Below are 13,224 nucleotides of genomic sequence, written 5' to 3'. Positions count from 1 at the left end.
ACTAATAAAAGGAAATCATAGGTTTTTATACTACGTTTTTGATATCGCCTAGCTATATAATGTGTTCGCAATCCATTAAGCAGAAAGGGAAGCGGAAAGCAAATCCACGTAAGAAACAGTCGTTATCATCTCAATGAGGAAGGATGTTCAAGATGATCAAAGGAGTTAAGCCTTACAGCGTGCTTCAATGTTTCCTGCTTGTATTCATTACCGCATTTTCTTTCGGCGCAGTGCCCGCCAGCGCTGCCAGTGCAACACTAACCAACGATGTATTCTGGAAAGATACTTCGGGTAATCCAATTTATTCACAAGGCGGCAATATCCTAAAGGTCGGCGGCACGTATTACTGGTATGGAGTCAAATACAACGGGGCGGTTACCTACTACAATAACCCAAGCGGCAAAAACAGCGATACCAGCTTCGCTGCCGTCACTTGCTATTCGTCGACGGACTTGGTCAACTGGACGTTCCAAGGAAACGTCATTACGGCCGGTCCTGAGGGATCGACATGGGATCCGGATTGGCTTGGCAGGCTCGGAGTCGTTTATAATTCCAACACGCAGCAGTATGTTCTGCTCACGCAATATGCGGGACCAGCAGGCTCCGGCACGGCCTTCGCCACAAGCAGCACGCCAACTGGCAGTTTCACGTTCCATCATGTCCAGACCTCGGTAACGAACGTCGTGAACAACCTGCCTGGCGACCAATCAACCTTCGTAGACGATAACGGCAAAGCATATCTTGTATTCAGCAACGCGAACGGAAGATCACGCCTGTATGTCTCGGAGCTGAGAACGTCGGATTATTTGAATATCGAGCCGGCTACACAGGTGTACCAGAGCACGCAGGGTGGACGAGAGGGCAATGCCATGTTCAAGCATAACGGCCTTTATTACTTATGCTCCTCCGACCTGCATGGCTGGAACGCTTCGAAAGCCTACTGCATTTCATCCTCCAACATAACGGGGCCATATTCCAGCGAATTCGTCATGATCAATTCAGATAAGGATTACTCGCATGTCACCCAAACCGGCTTTTTCATCAAAGTGCAAGGCAGCTCGGGAACAACGATTCTGTTCGCCGGAGATCGTTGGAGCGACTTCGCGGGCAACGGGCTCGGGTACAACCAATGGATGCCGGTTACGTTCAGCGGGACAACGCCGGTGCTTAATTCCTTGAGCAAGTTCAATCTGGATGCGGCGGCAGGGACCTGGAGCGTGGCGGCCGGCAATAACTATGTCATGAATCCGAGCTATGAGGCGGATCGGATAACGCTGAATACTCTAACTGGCTGGTCCAACTGGAAGAACGTAACGACGGATCCGAACTCCAATATTTCGCCCGGACGAACGGGACGGTACGCCATGACGCAATATAGCGCTTCGGCTTACAGCGCAAGCATGTATCAGAACATTACGGGTTTACCGAACGGAACATACACGCTGAAGGCGTGGGTGAGGAGCGGCGGAGGGCAGTCAATCGCCCAAATCTATGTGAAAAACTTCGGTGGAACGGAGAAAAACGCGGCAATAAACAATTCGCTAAACAACTGGACCGAGATTACCATATCCAATATTGCCGTCACGAACGGATCGGCACAGATTGGCGTATATAGCGTTGCTAATGCGGGCAATTGGCTGCGGGTGGACGATTGGTCATTGACTAAGAACTAATCGGGGATTGGAATAGGGGCAGTCGGGAGCATATCAGCTTCCGGCTGCCTTTTCTCATACGAAATAGCAAAGCCAGCATAGGAATTCAAAGGTAATCGTAGGTTTGTCGCATTACGTCGATATAGTCGTCTCCCTTAGAATGAAGAAAGAGAGAGCGACACAAGAGAACAGAGACGGAAGGTGATGAACGTGAGCATGAAAGCACAGCCGAGAGCAGGAGCAGAAGCCGTAATGGCAGCGAAGCGGCCTCGGAATAGAAAGAAGAGCGGACTGTTCAGAGATATGAAATCCAATTGGGTGCTTTACCTGATGTTTGCTCCGATAGCCATATATTTCATTATATTTGCTTATGTTCCGATGGCCGGCATCGTCATGGCGTTTCAATCCTACACGTTAAAGGGCGGCATCTTTGCAAGTCCTTGGGTAGGCTTCGATAACTTCACTTATTTTTTCCAGTCCGGCAAGGCATTGCTCGTTACGCGAAATACGATCGTATACAACGTCATTTTTTTGAGCTGTTACACCTTTTTCTCGATACTGGCAGCAATCGTCATTTCCGAAATCCAGAAGAAATGGTTTAAAAAGCTGTCTCAGACGCTTATGTTTTTACCTTATTTTATTTCTTGGGTTACCGTATCGGCCTTCGTGTACAACTTCTTGAACTACGAGTACGGTATCATCAATCGTATTTTAGCTTATTTCCATGTTGATGCGCTCGATATTTACTCGACGACCTGGTACTGGTACCTGATATTACCGTTTCTGTATGTATGGAAGTGGGTCGGCTACGGCAGCGTTCTCTACTTGGCGGCAATAGTCGGCATTGACCAGGAAGTGTACGAGGCCGCGACAATCGACGGTGCGACAAGACTCCAGAAAATCACGAAAATAACGCTGCCGCTTCTGAAGCCGACCATGATCATATTGCTGTTGTTAGGGCTTGGACGGATCATGCGGGGCGAGTTCGATATGTTCTATCAACTGATCGGTAACAACGGCTTGCTTATGGATGCGACGGATATTATCGATACGCTTGCATTTAGATCACTGATGGGAACAGCGGACTTTGGAATGGCATCTTCCGTTGGTTTCTACCAATCGGTACTGACACTGATTATTATATTGAGCGCCAACTGGCTCGTACGCAGATATGACAAGGATCAAGCATTGTTTTAATCAAAACATACCCATTTCATGACAAGCAGGTGACTAATATGAGCAGCAATGTCGTTAAAAAGAAGTTGAATTCGTCACCGGTCTATACGGCCGTATCGTACGTCATCGTTTCCATCATCGCAATCGTGTGCGTGTTGCCGTTCATCGTGCTCATCTCTGGCGCGTTCTCTTCGGAGAGTTCGGTTATGAGAGAGGGCTACTGGTTCTGGCCGCGCGAATTTTCCCTGGAAGCATTTGCTTATATCTTTCGTTACCCGGAGGATGTGTTGTCAGGATACAAAGTGTCTATTATCGTTACGGGCATTGGCACAGTTGTCTCGCTTTTCATCTCTACAATGGCGGCATACGTGCTTTGCCGCAAGGAGCTGAAGTACCGCAACGCGCTATCCTTTTTCCTTTTCTTCACAACGCTGTTCAGCGGCGGGCTCGCGCCTTACTATATTTGGCTAAGCCGCAATCTTCACTTAACGAATACGTATTTGGTCCTCATTCTGGCACCGATGTTTAACGTCATGTACATTTTGATTTTGAGAAGCTTCATTCGCGGCTCCGTTCCTGAACCATTAATCGAATCGGCCAAAATCGATGGTGCCGGCGACTTGCGTATCTTTCTGCAAATGGTGCTTCCGCTCACGAAACCGGCGCTTGCATCCATCGGCGTATTCACGGCGCTCGCTTATTGGAATGACTGGTGGACAGCGATGATGTTCACGAACAAAGACTATTTGATGCCGTTGCAATACTTGCTGTACAAGATGCTGTCGGCGATTAATTTATCAGCGGCCATGGCGCAGCACGTATCGAATCTGGACACGCCGAAAGAGACGTTCAAGCTTGCGATGACCGTCATTGCTACGGGCCCAATCGTGCTCGTGTTCCCATTCGTTCAGAAGTACTTCGTAAGCGGCATTACGATCGGTGCAGTCAAAGGCTGATATAGGTTCCGGAATTATGACGGAGTTTATATACAAATGATTTGAACATAAAAAGGGAGGCAATCAGATGAAAGCAGTAAAAAGAAGCAGTCTTGCCATCTTAGCGGTAATTATGTTTGCAATGGTACTGGCCGCTTGCAGCGGCAACAACAAGACGAACAGTCCAGCTACGAATGCTCCGGCAGAATCAAGCAATACGCCAGCATCGACGGAGGAGGCAGCGGGGCCGGACAATTCCAAAGAAGTCAAACTCGTCGGATATTTGCTAGGCGAAGCACCGAAGGGAATGCCCGAAGTGATGGCAGCACTCAACGAGAAGCTTAAGAACGACATAAATGCAACGCTAGAAATCAATTACATCGGCTGGGGTGACGTTGCATCTAAATATCCGCTTATCCTTGCATCCGGCGAAGACGTTGACTTCGTGTTCGCCGCGGATTGGAACTTCTACAATTCGGAAGCGAACAAGGGCTCGTTCAAGGAGCTGGATGAGAATTTACTAAAGACGAACATGCCGAAGTACTACGAGAAGCAGGATCCGGCAGCTTATCAAGCTGCGCAAGTGAACGGCAAGCAATATATGATCCCAACTACGACACCTGACCGTAAAGTAAACGTAATCGTTCTGCGCAAGGACATTATGGACAAAGCGGGACTAAGCAATCCGACGAAAATTTCTGAACTCGATCCTTATTTTGCGGCTGTTAAGCAAGGTTATCCGGATATGATACCGTTGAACCTGGATTCGCAATACGACCTGCCGGCTCCATTCGGCGCGCTTGTTAGCGAGAAGTTCGCCTATCAAGGCGCTCCGATGGATTCGGGGGATCCGATGTCAATCGGCGTGTTTACCGACAACGAAGATCCTTCCGGCAAAGTGATCAGCTTGGCAGAGGAGCCGATTCAAAGCTCGTATAAATATGCAGCTGATATTATGAAAAAGTGGTACGACGCGGGTTACGTCAACAAAAATCCGTATTCCAACAAAGTGCGTTCCAAAGACAACTTCTGCGAAGGCAAGGCGAGCGTGGCGTTCGGCAACTCCATCGATATTCAAGCGACATTGGCGAGCTGCCAAGACAAAGGAATCGAAACGTATATTATGCCGGTGCTTTCTCCAACGGGTCATGCTCCGTCAAGCAGCTGGCTGAATAACGGCATTGCGATAGCTGCAAATTCGGAAAATCCAGAGAGAGCCTTGCAAGCGCTTGATCTAATTATGCAAGACGAGTCTTATGTGTATCTGGCTTATTATGGCATCGAAGGCAAGCATTACGCTATTACGGGCGACGATAAGCTTACACTTCCAGAGGGAGTTACGCCGGATACGAACACTTACCCGGCCGATGCGGCAGGCTTCTGGTTCGTTAATAAAGATTTCTTTAAGCCAAGCGCATCGTGGACGGATTCGTACATTGATTTGAACGGCAAAATTAAAGACTATCTTGCGCCAGCGACCTATCTAGGATTTGCGGTCAATACGGAGAGCATAAAGTCGGAAGTTGCCAACTTGAAAAACGTTGCGGCTCAATATTTCCTCCCGATTACGATCGGGGCCGTCAAAGACGTTGACAGCGCGATTGCAACGCTGAATGACAAGATGAAGGCGGCAGGCATCGACAAAGTGAAGACTGAAGTCGAGACGCAGGCATCCGCGTTTCTCGCAAACAAAAGCTAATAGAACAACCTATATTTTGAGAAAGGCAGGCTCATCGAGCTTGCCTTTCTCATTTTATGCCTAGTCTGAATTTTCACCGCAAAGCAACGGTATTTTTGCGCAAGATGAAGTCACAATTCGTGTGCTGTCCTTGTTACGATATAAGCATCAAATCCATGGGAGGTTAAGAGATGCTTAAGGTTGCTATTATCGGCGCAGGGGCCATCTCCAGCGCACATATTGAGTCGTATTTAAAGTTTCCGGACCGCTGTAAGATTGTGGCTATTAGCGACAGTTATGAAGACAAAGCATGGGCCCAAATCGAGAAGTTTGGGCTTGAGGCCAAAGGCTATAAAAACGTTCAGGATTTGCTGGCGGAAGATATTGATCTCGTATCCATATGTACGCCTCCTTACACGCATGCTTCTCTGGCAGTCGATTTTATGGAAGCGAACAAGCACGTACTTGTGGAGAAACCGATGGCATCCTCTTTGGAAGAATGCGATTTAATGAATGATGCTGCCCGCAGAACCGGGAAAATATTGTCCGTCGTTGCGCAAAACCGTTTCAGAACGCCGATGATGAAATTAAAAGCCGTTCTCGACAGCAAGCTGATGGGCGAAATCGTGCATGTTCAAGTGGACTCTTTCTGGTGGCGCGGCCATTGCTATTATGATTTGTGGTGGAGAGGCACTTGGGAGAAAGAGGGCGGAGGGCCCACGCTAAACCATGCTGTACATCATATCGACGCAATGCTTTGGATGAACGGCAGGCCGAATCAAGTGCAAGCTTTCATGAGCAACGTATCCCATGACAATGCCGAAGTGGAGGATCTGTCTATCGCCATGCTCAGGTTCGATAATGGGGCATTGGGACAAATTACGAGCTCCGTCGTCCACCATGGCGAAGAACAGCAGTTAATATTCCAAGGAGCCAAAGCGAGAGTGTCCGTCCCTTGGAAAGTAACGGCGTCGACTTCGCTCTCCAATGGATTCCCCGAGAAGGATACCGATTTGGAGAAGCAGCTTCATGCTTATTACGAGAGCTTGCCTGAAGTCATTCACGAAGGGCATGCCGGACAGATTGACGATGTTCTGACTGCCATCGAGAAGAACGCTTCTCCGTTGATCGATGGCATCAGCGGTAGACAGACTCTGGAGATGATTACGGCAATTTATAAATCGGCAAGCACAGGTAAGCTTGTGGAGCTGCCGTTGGAACCAGATGATGCTTTTTATTCAAGAGAAGGCATTCAGGCCAATGCGACCCATTTCTATGAAAAAAATAAATCCATAGAAAACTTTCAAACGCTCTCGATATCTACCGGCAGCGACTACAAAGCATAGGAGAGAAGCCATATGGATAAGATTAGCGGTATGCATTTTGCGCCGGTTGGCACATTTAATGCGGTATGCGAGCCAGGCGAATTTATTTTCGCGGCTGCAGCTTTAGACCACGGGCATATCGGCGGGATGTGCAACGGACTTCAAGAGGCGGGCGGTCAACTGAAATGGGTGTTCGATCCTGACTCTGTGAAAGCAAGCGAGTTTGCCAATAAATTTCCGGGTGCACGCGTCGCAACGTCTTTGGATGAGATTTTACTTGATCCATCCGTTATCTTAGTCGCGGGGGCCGCGATCCCGTCGGAGCGTTGCGCGCTCGGCTTGCGCGTCATGGCGGCAGGAAAAGATTATTTCACGGATAAAGCTCCTTTCACGACATTGGAGCAGCTGGAATCGGCGCGCGCGATGGTGAAAGAAACAGGCAGGAAATATGCGGTATATTACTGCGAAAGGTTACACTCGGAAAGCGCGATTTATGCGGGGCAACTGATCGAGCAAGGCGCGATAGGCCGCGTCCTGCAAGTCATCGGTCTTGGACCCCACAGAATGAGCGCGAACCAAAGACCGGATTGGTTTTTCAAGATGGAGTCCGTTGGCGGTATTCTGTGCGACATCGGAAGCCATCAAGTCGAGCAGTTTTTGTATTACACCGGCGCTCGCCATTCGATCTTCTCTCATAGTAAAGTCGCCAACTACCATCATGCGCAATATCCGGACTTTGAAGATTTTGGGGATGCCACGTTCATCGGGGATAACGGAGCAACCGGCTATTTCCGCGTGGACTGGTTCACGCCGGACGGCCTAAGTACGTGGGGAGACGGCAGAACGACCATTTTAGGCACGGACGGCTATATCGAATTGCGCAAGTATGTCGATATCGGCAGAGAAGCGACGGGAGAACATGTGTATCTCGTCAATGGGGCAGGAGAGCAGCATATTCAGGTGCAAGGCAAGGTAGGATTCCCGTATTTCGGTCAGCTGATTTTGGACTGCTTGCATCGCACGGAAAATGCAATGACCCAAGAGCATGCCTTCATGGCGGCCGAGCTCAGCTTGATCGCGCAGCGAGACGCGATTCGGATTATTTGACGTGATCCTGCCATTGCCTGCGATATTGGTAAGGCGTCGAGCCGAAATGGTTTTTGAATAACTTGCAGAAGTGGGAACTGTTCGTAATGCCTACCTCCTCGGCAATTCGGGAAACGGCATAATCGCTCGATTGAAGAAGAATGACGGCTTGCTGCATTCGCTTGGCGGTTAGATACTCCGATATTGTGCTGCCCGTGCAATCCTTGAATAAATGAGACAAATGATACGGGGAAAGGTGCAAATCGGTGCTCATTTTCTCCAGGCGCAAAGGTTGATTGTAATGGCTCTCCAGCCACTCCATGATCTTCTCGGCTTGGTGCGGTTGACGGGTTTGCTGCTCCGCCCGCGAATCCAAGCGCCGGCTCTCGTACAGAGATCTGAAGGTACGGAAAAAAGCGATCAGGAAAAGAGAGAACTCCTCGAGATATTGATCCTTGGACAAGCTCTCTATCGATTCTTGCAGACTTAGCAAAATATGCGATAGCCGCTCCATCTCCTTAGGTTCGTAATACCCGGGAGTGGGCGGCTTTCCTTTGTGAAATTGCTTAAAGAAAGCATGAAGAGCAGGCCAGTTCTCGAAGAAGGCCTCATATCGCGATGGCTCGAATTGAATGACGGAGCGCACGAAGGGCGTATTTTCGCCAATTACCGTTTGCACATGATGCAATTGGAAGGGCTGGAATACGCAGATCATGCCGGGCTTGATCTCGTAATTCCGCTGATTGACGATTATCGAGCCCTGACCTTCATGGATCATCAGAATTTCGAATTCTAGATGGGCATGAAATACGCCTTGATATTGTTCTTCGTAGCTGCTTTTGCGTTCATATGAAAAGTATAGTGGCGCCATGCGCAGATCGGTTCTCACTCGGATATCTCTCCTGTGCCGCTTTTTTTGGCAACTATCTATACCTATAGTTTATGTTTAATATTTCAAAAAACAAGAGGCGAGGAATCATAATGACCACTACATGGAGCGAATACGAGGAACAAGGCTATACGTGCTTAATCGGTGAGAACGAGCGGATAATCGTTCATATCGTTCCGGAGCGGGGAGGCAAAATCATTTCGCTCGCGGACAAGCGCACCGGAAGGGAGTGGATTCATCGTACGGACCGTCCCTGGCAGGAGCTTCATTATGGCATGCGCTGGGACGAGGGAGACCGGGGAGGTTGGGACGAGATGTTCCCGACGATCGAAGCTTGCCCCTGTCCGGACGAGCCTTGGACGGACAAGCGATATCCGGATCACGGCGAAGTATGGTGTATGCCATGGAACCGAGAGTTTGATGGCGATCGGTTAATACTGTCGGTCGAAGGCGTTCAAGTGCCCTATCGGCTGACGAAGACAATCGCGCTTGATGGCAATGAACTGAAGATCGATTACCGTCTAGATAATAATACGCCGCATGTGTTCTCTTATTTATGGGCAGCCCATCCGCTATTAGCCGTTAGTCCCGGCATGAAGCTAGATACAGAGCCATCGAGCGGCAATATTCAGATCTCATACTCTCATCTTGATAGAATCGGTAAACAACTGGACGTGACATGCTACCCTATAGCTCCGACAAAAAACGGAGATGAAGTCAACCTGTCCGTTATTGAGGACGGCTCAACCTTGGCGGCGGAGAAATATTATTTCACGGATGCTTTGCAGGAAGGATACGCAAGCTTGGCGGATCCAGTCACAAGCGATCGCATTTCATTCCGCTTCTCTCCGGAGGAGAATCCATATTTGGCCATCTGGGCCAATTACGGCGGCTTCGACGATTACACGTTCGCCATCGAGCCTGCTTCCGGCTATATGGACAGCGTTGACTATGCGCATCGAATCGGCAAGGTAAAGCAAGTGCAAGGGCATTCCACGAACCGTTGGACGCTTCGGGTAGCGTTGGATTAATAGGGGGCTGCATACTATAAAAGCTCAATCCACATGGCCTATGTCGGCCTAGGAATGAGCTATTTGGGTTGTCGCTTACGCAATGGTTAATGCTTTGCGTCCGATCGCATCAAGACGCTTCTTCGCTTCCTCATACACATCGGCAGACAATGGCCCCATCTCGGCATAGCGGATATTTTCCGCCAAATGATCAGGATTCTTCGTTCCGACGATCGTCGTTGTCATGGATGGATGAGACAAGGTGAAGCGAAGCAGGAAGCCCGTTCGCTGCTCGCCATGCTCCAGCAGTTCGTCAAGCTTTGCTTCCTCCCAAGCGCTCCATCGGTCTGTCGATCCGCGCCCGACTCCCGGCTCGCCTTGGCCAACGCCGCCTCGGACGATGATTCCAGCTCCGGTGCCGGCAGCTTTCGTTACCCAATCTTCATGCTCTCGCTCCAAGGCTGAGTAGGGAAGCTGGAACGTATCGAATGTGCCCCAATCGACAAATGGGGGTAAGTTGGGGAGGTAGGAGGACACACCGATATAACGAACCTTGCCGCTTGCTTGAATTTCCTTCAGAACATCGACCAGTTCGCCTTCCTCGGCCTGCTGCGGTGTTGGGCCATGCAGTTGGAGGAGGTCGATATAATCTGTATTTATTCTTGTCAGGCTCGTGTCTATATTATGCAGCAGGTTGTCGCGCGTCCAAATATGAGAGGTTTCATCATGGTCGCCGCGATCGGTGACGCAGCAGCCGCACTTCGTGGCGAGAATGTATTCATCCCGGCGATGGCTGATGAAACGGCCGATTAATTCCTCGCTTCTGCCATAGTCGTAAGAGGTATCGATGAAGTTGATGCCTAAGTCCAGTACGGTATTCAATATGCGCTCCGCGTCTATATCCTCGAAGGGCCTTCCGCTCCATACGCGTGGACCTCGAATTTCCATAGCGCCGTAGCTAAGTTTCGTTACCGGCAATCCTGTCCGGCCAAGTAGAGCTTTTTCCATTGTCGTATACGCAGCTCCTTTTCTTCCAAATATAAGAAAGATAAGTTCGTTTTATCACAAAAACGATAGACTGGCAACTAAACTACGAAACTATTTGTTGGCGCTGTTGATTGGCGAGAGAGCAGCCTCATCCTCGCTTTGGTTATTCGTCTCTTTCATATAATCGATATGGATAAAGCCCCAACCGCACATATCGGCCAGCACCTGATGAAGCGAAAGGCCATGCTCGGACAACTCATATTCGACCTTCGGCGGAATTTCCTGATATACCCGGCGAACGACAAGACCGTCGCGTTCCATTTCGCGAAGCTGGCTCGTCAGCATGCCTTGCGTAATATTCGGCAGCAAACGCCGCAGTTCTCCGAATCGAAGCGTTCCTTCATTCAGCAATAAGAATAAGATAAGCGGTTTCCATTTGCCTCCGATTACTTGCAGCGTAGCGATAATACCGTTCGTTAGTCCCATTACGATTCACTCCCGACTATCTAGTGCTAAGACCGATACTTGCATTTTAACAGATGAATCCCGTTATTGTGGAGTACGATTTTCCAGCGTACTAAGTATGGTTAACCGTACCAAGTACGTAAAAACTGCGTACTTTCCTAAAATTTGCATCGGGTCCATAATGGGGGTGTAGATCGCGATTCTGCAATTATCGAACAAAGGATGGTTGTTATGAACATAATGATTATTGCCGTGCATCCCCATATTGGCGAATCTCGGGTTAACCGCGCGCTGTCAGCTGCCGCCATGGAGGAATCGAACGTTACGTATCGCGATCTAAGCGCGGAGTATCCGGGTTGGGACATCGACGCGGAGAAAGAGCATGAACGGCTGCTTGCGCATGACCGTATTGTGCTGCAGTTCCCGTTATATTGGTATAGCAGCCCGCCGCTCTTGAAAAAATGGTTCGACGACGTGTTAACGTACGGCTGGGCATACGGTCCTGGAGGAAATCATCTCCACGGCAAAGAGTTCGCAATCGCGACAACTGCAGGGGGCACTTGGAATTCATACCGCTCCGGCGGGGACAATGAATATACGCTTAGCGAGCTGTTCCGGCCGATCGAGCGCACGATCAAGAGATGCGGAGGCATCTATTTGCCGTCGTTCGAGGTATACGGAGCAATGGAGATAACGGATGATCGACTCAAGCAGGAAGCGGTTAATTACGTTCGATTCATCCAATCTTCCGCGCTTGCGCTCGCGCATTAAGGGAGCTGCTGATTTCAGGAGTATCCTGAAGTCAGCTTTGTTATGGCTGAGCTTACGTCTGCGGGTCTACCTGCAGAGGTTCTAGCGACATATGATGTTTATGATTTGGTTATGATTTTACATGATATGACTTGGGAGTCTTTCCTAAGCCAGCCCGGACGTTATTTGGATCAAATTGTCGAGTGGGATTATGAACCAGAAGATTTAGGATTAGACGTCGAAGATGACGAAGTATAGGTTTCCGCATTAAGGTAGGTAGCATTCAACTATTTTAATCGAATGTTCTATTTGCGTTCGCTAGTAATGAACAGAGAGCAGGAGGGCTAGGTGCTCTGCCTGCTCTTCGTCGTTCTAATCATAGTTTCTAAGGACGGAAAGAGAACGAGTTCGTTTTAACGAACAACATTTTGCTGACAATGTAATAAAAAAGATTCCATGCAACGTCATCTATGCCTTAACGAATTCAGATATGCTAATTCATGAATTTCTGAGGTTTTTGGGTTTGTAGGGAATCATGGGAGTCTTATTTCACCAAGATGGTACTCTTATGTATTGAACTGAGTGAAATAAGAGTACCAGAGTTCGTTAGGGATGAGGATGGGAGGAAAATCAACAATTAAGGTTTCTGACGTTCGTTACTAAGATGTACATCCGTTAGATATTCGTCAATTAGTCAGTAGTAGAACAAAAGACGATTTCCGTAGAGTCTCGTGGACTGCACGGAAATCGTCTTTTTAGAATGCGATGGTATTAGGTCGTTGATTTGCTGCGTGTGATGGAGCTGAGCGTAGCCATCTGCTCTTCAATAACGTTGCTTGCTTTGTCTAGAAACTGCGTGATGAGTGTGAGTTCTTCATCTGAATAAGTGGAGGCCAGCTCCATCATGGCGTCGTTAAGCGGCATGTAAATATGGCTGACGTCTTCCTTCTCTTCGTATATCGGAACGATAATGACTTTGCGGCGATCATTGGGGTCATTCTGCCTGCGGACAAAGCCGTTCTTCTCGAGCCTATCGATTAGCGCGGTAACGCTGCCGGTGGATAGGCCGGTTAACTTGGATAGCTCGCCTGCCGTAATTGGACCTCTTTCGCGCAAAATATCGACGGACAGAAAATCGCTATTGTACACCTTGAGCGCTGCAGCGACGTTTTGTTGATACAAGACGGTACGACTTCCGAGTCCCCGCATGCGAAGAGCGAGCTGCTCCTGCAGACGAGTTGTTGGCGTAGGTTGTTGGCTTGACAAAAGAA

13 protein-coding genes are annotated in these 13,224 nt (G+C 48.9%); 9 read left to right on the top strand and 4 right to left on the bottom strand.

The features are described 5' to 3' along the window. Positions 1 to 152 precede the first annotated feature (152 nt). The 6 genes from V8F51_RS25855 (at position 153) to V8F51_RS25830 (ending at position 7,873) form a co-directional block, all read left to right on the top strand. A complete protein-coding gene (locus tag V8F51_RS25855; protein WP_337103382.1) occupies positions 153 to 1,673 on the top strand; it encodes a family 43 glycosylhydrolase in 1,521 nt (506 codons plus the stop codon). A 231-nt stretch (positions 1,674 to 1,904) separates the two neighbouring features. Beyond that, positions 1,905 to 2,849, top strand: coding sequence for an ABC transporter permease (locus V8F51_RS25850; RefSeq protein ID WP_337103408.1), 945 nt, complete (start codon positions 1,905 to 1,907; stop codon positions 2,847 to 2,849). Between the two features lie 38 nt (positions 2,850 to 2,887). After that, positions 2,888 to 3,784, top strand: a complete 897-nt coding sequence (locus V8F51_RS25845) for a carbohydrate ABC transporter permease (protein WP_337103381.1) — start codon at positions 2,888 to 2,890, stop codon at positions 3,782 to 3,784. A 67-nt stretch (positions 3,785 to 3,851) separates the two neighbouring features. Further along, a complete protein-coding gene (locus V8F51_RS25840; RefSeq protein ID WP_337103380.1) occupies positions 3,852 to 5,462 on the top strand; it encodes an extracellular solute-binding protein in 1,611 nt (536 codons plus the stop codon). 170 nt (positions 5,463 to 5,632) lie between these two features. Then, on the top strand, positions 5,633 to 6,787 hold the full coding sequence (locus V8F51_RS25835; protein WP_337103379.1) for a Gfo/Idh/MocA family protein: 1,155 nt from the start codon (positions 5,633 to 5,635) through the stop codon (positions 6,785 to 6,787). A 12-nt stretch (positions 6,788 to 6,799) separates the two neighbouring features. Then, on the top strand, positions 6,800 to 7,873 hold the full coding sequence (locus V8F51_RS25830; RefSeq protein ID WP_337103378.1) for a Gfo/Idh/MocA family protein: 1,074 nt from the start codon (positions 6,800 to 6,802) through the stop codon (positions 7,871 to 7,873). Here V8F51_RS25830 and V8F51_RS25825 read toward each other — a convergent pair. Beyond that, complete coding sequence (locus V8F51_RS25825) at positions 7,866 to 8,741, bottom strand: AraC family transcriptional regulator (RefSeq protein WP_337103377.1); 876 nt, start codon at positions 8,739 to 8,741, stop codon at positions 7,866 to 7,868. The two genes, V8F51_RS25830 and V8F51_RS25825, sit on opposite strands and share 8 nt — an antisense overlap. A 92-nt stretch (positions 8,742 to 8,833) precedes the next feature. Between V8F51_RS25825 and V8F51_RS25820 the strand changes: the two genes are divergently transcribed. Continuing rightward, positions 8,834 to 9,772, top strand: a complete 939-nt coding sequence (locus tag V8F51_RS25820; RefSeq protein ID WP_337103376.1) for a hypothetical protein — start codon at positions 8,834 to 8,836, stop codon at positions 9,770 to 9,772. A gap of 75 nt (positions 9,773 to 9,847) precedes the next feature. On the opposite strand, the gene V8F51_RS25815 is transcribed toward V8F51_RS25820, so the two are convergent. Both V8F51_RS25815 and V8F51_RS25810 read right to left on the bottom strand, forming a co-directional pair. Beyond that, positions 9,848 to 10,759, bottom strand: a complete 912-nt coding sequence (locus V8F51_RS25815) for an aldo/keto reductase (RefSeq protein ID WP_337103375.1) — start codon at positions 10,757 to 10,759, stop codon at positions 9,848 to 9,850. Between the two features lie 90 nt (positions 10,760 to 10,849). Then, positions 10,850 to 11,224 carry a winged helix-turn-helix transcriptional regulator gene (locus V8F51_RS25810; RefSeq protein WP_337103374.1) on the bottom strand — a complete coding sequence of 125 codons (375 nt, stop codon included), beginning with the start codon at positions 11,222 to 11,224 and terminating at the stop codon, positions 10,850 to 10,852. Positions 11,225 to 11,434: 210 nt separating this feature from the next. Here V8F51_RS25810 and V8F51_RS25805 point away from each other — a divergent pair, with 210 nt between their 5' ends. Continuing rightward, the gene (locus V8F51_RS25805; protein ID WP_337103373.1) at positions 11,435 to 11,974 is read left to right on the top strand and encodes an NAD(P)H-dependent oxidoreductase; all 540 of its coding nucleotides are present in this window, start codon (positions 11,435 to 11,437) and stop codon (positions 11,972 to 11,974) included. A 42-nt stretch (positions 11,975 to 12,016) separates the two neighbouring features. Next, on the top strand, positions 12,017 to 12,211 hold the full coding sequence (locus V8F51_RS25800) for a hypothetical protein (protein ID WP_337103372.1): 195 nt from the start codon (positions 12,017 to 12,019) through the stop codon (positions 12,209 to 12,211). A 513-nt stretch (positions 12,212 to 12,724) separates the two neighbouring features. On the opposite strand, the gene V8F51_RS25795 is transcribed toward V8F51_RS25800, so the two are convergent. Next, on the bottom strand, positions 12,725 to 13,219 hold the full coding sequence (locus V8F51_RS25795) for a MarR family transcriptional regulator (RefSeq protein ID WP_442956488.1): 495 nt from the start codon (positions 13,217 to 13,219) through the stop codon (positions 12,725 to 12,727). Between the last annotated feature and the right edge of the window lie 5 nt (positions 13,220 to 13,224).

The sequence above is a fragment of the Paenibacillus sp. YIM B09110 genome, from assembly GCF_037167145.1.
In the GTDB taxonomy this organism is placed as follows: Bacteria; Bacillota; Bacilli; order Paenibacillales; family Paenibacillaceae; genus Pristimantibacillus.
The sequence above is the reverse complement of the archived record's forward strand: the minus strand, read 5'-3'. Positions and strand labels throughout refer to the sequence as shown.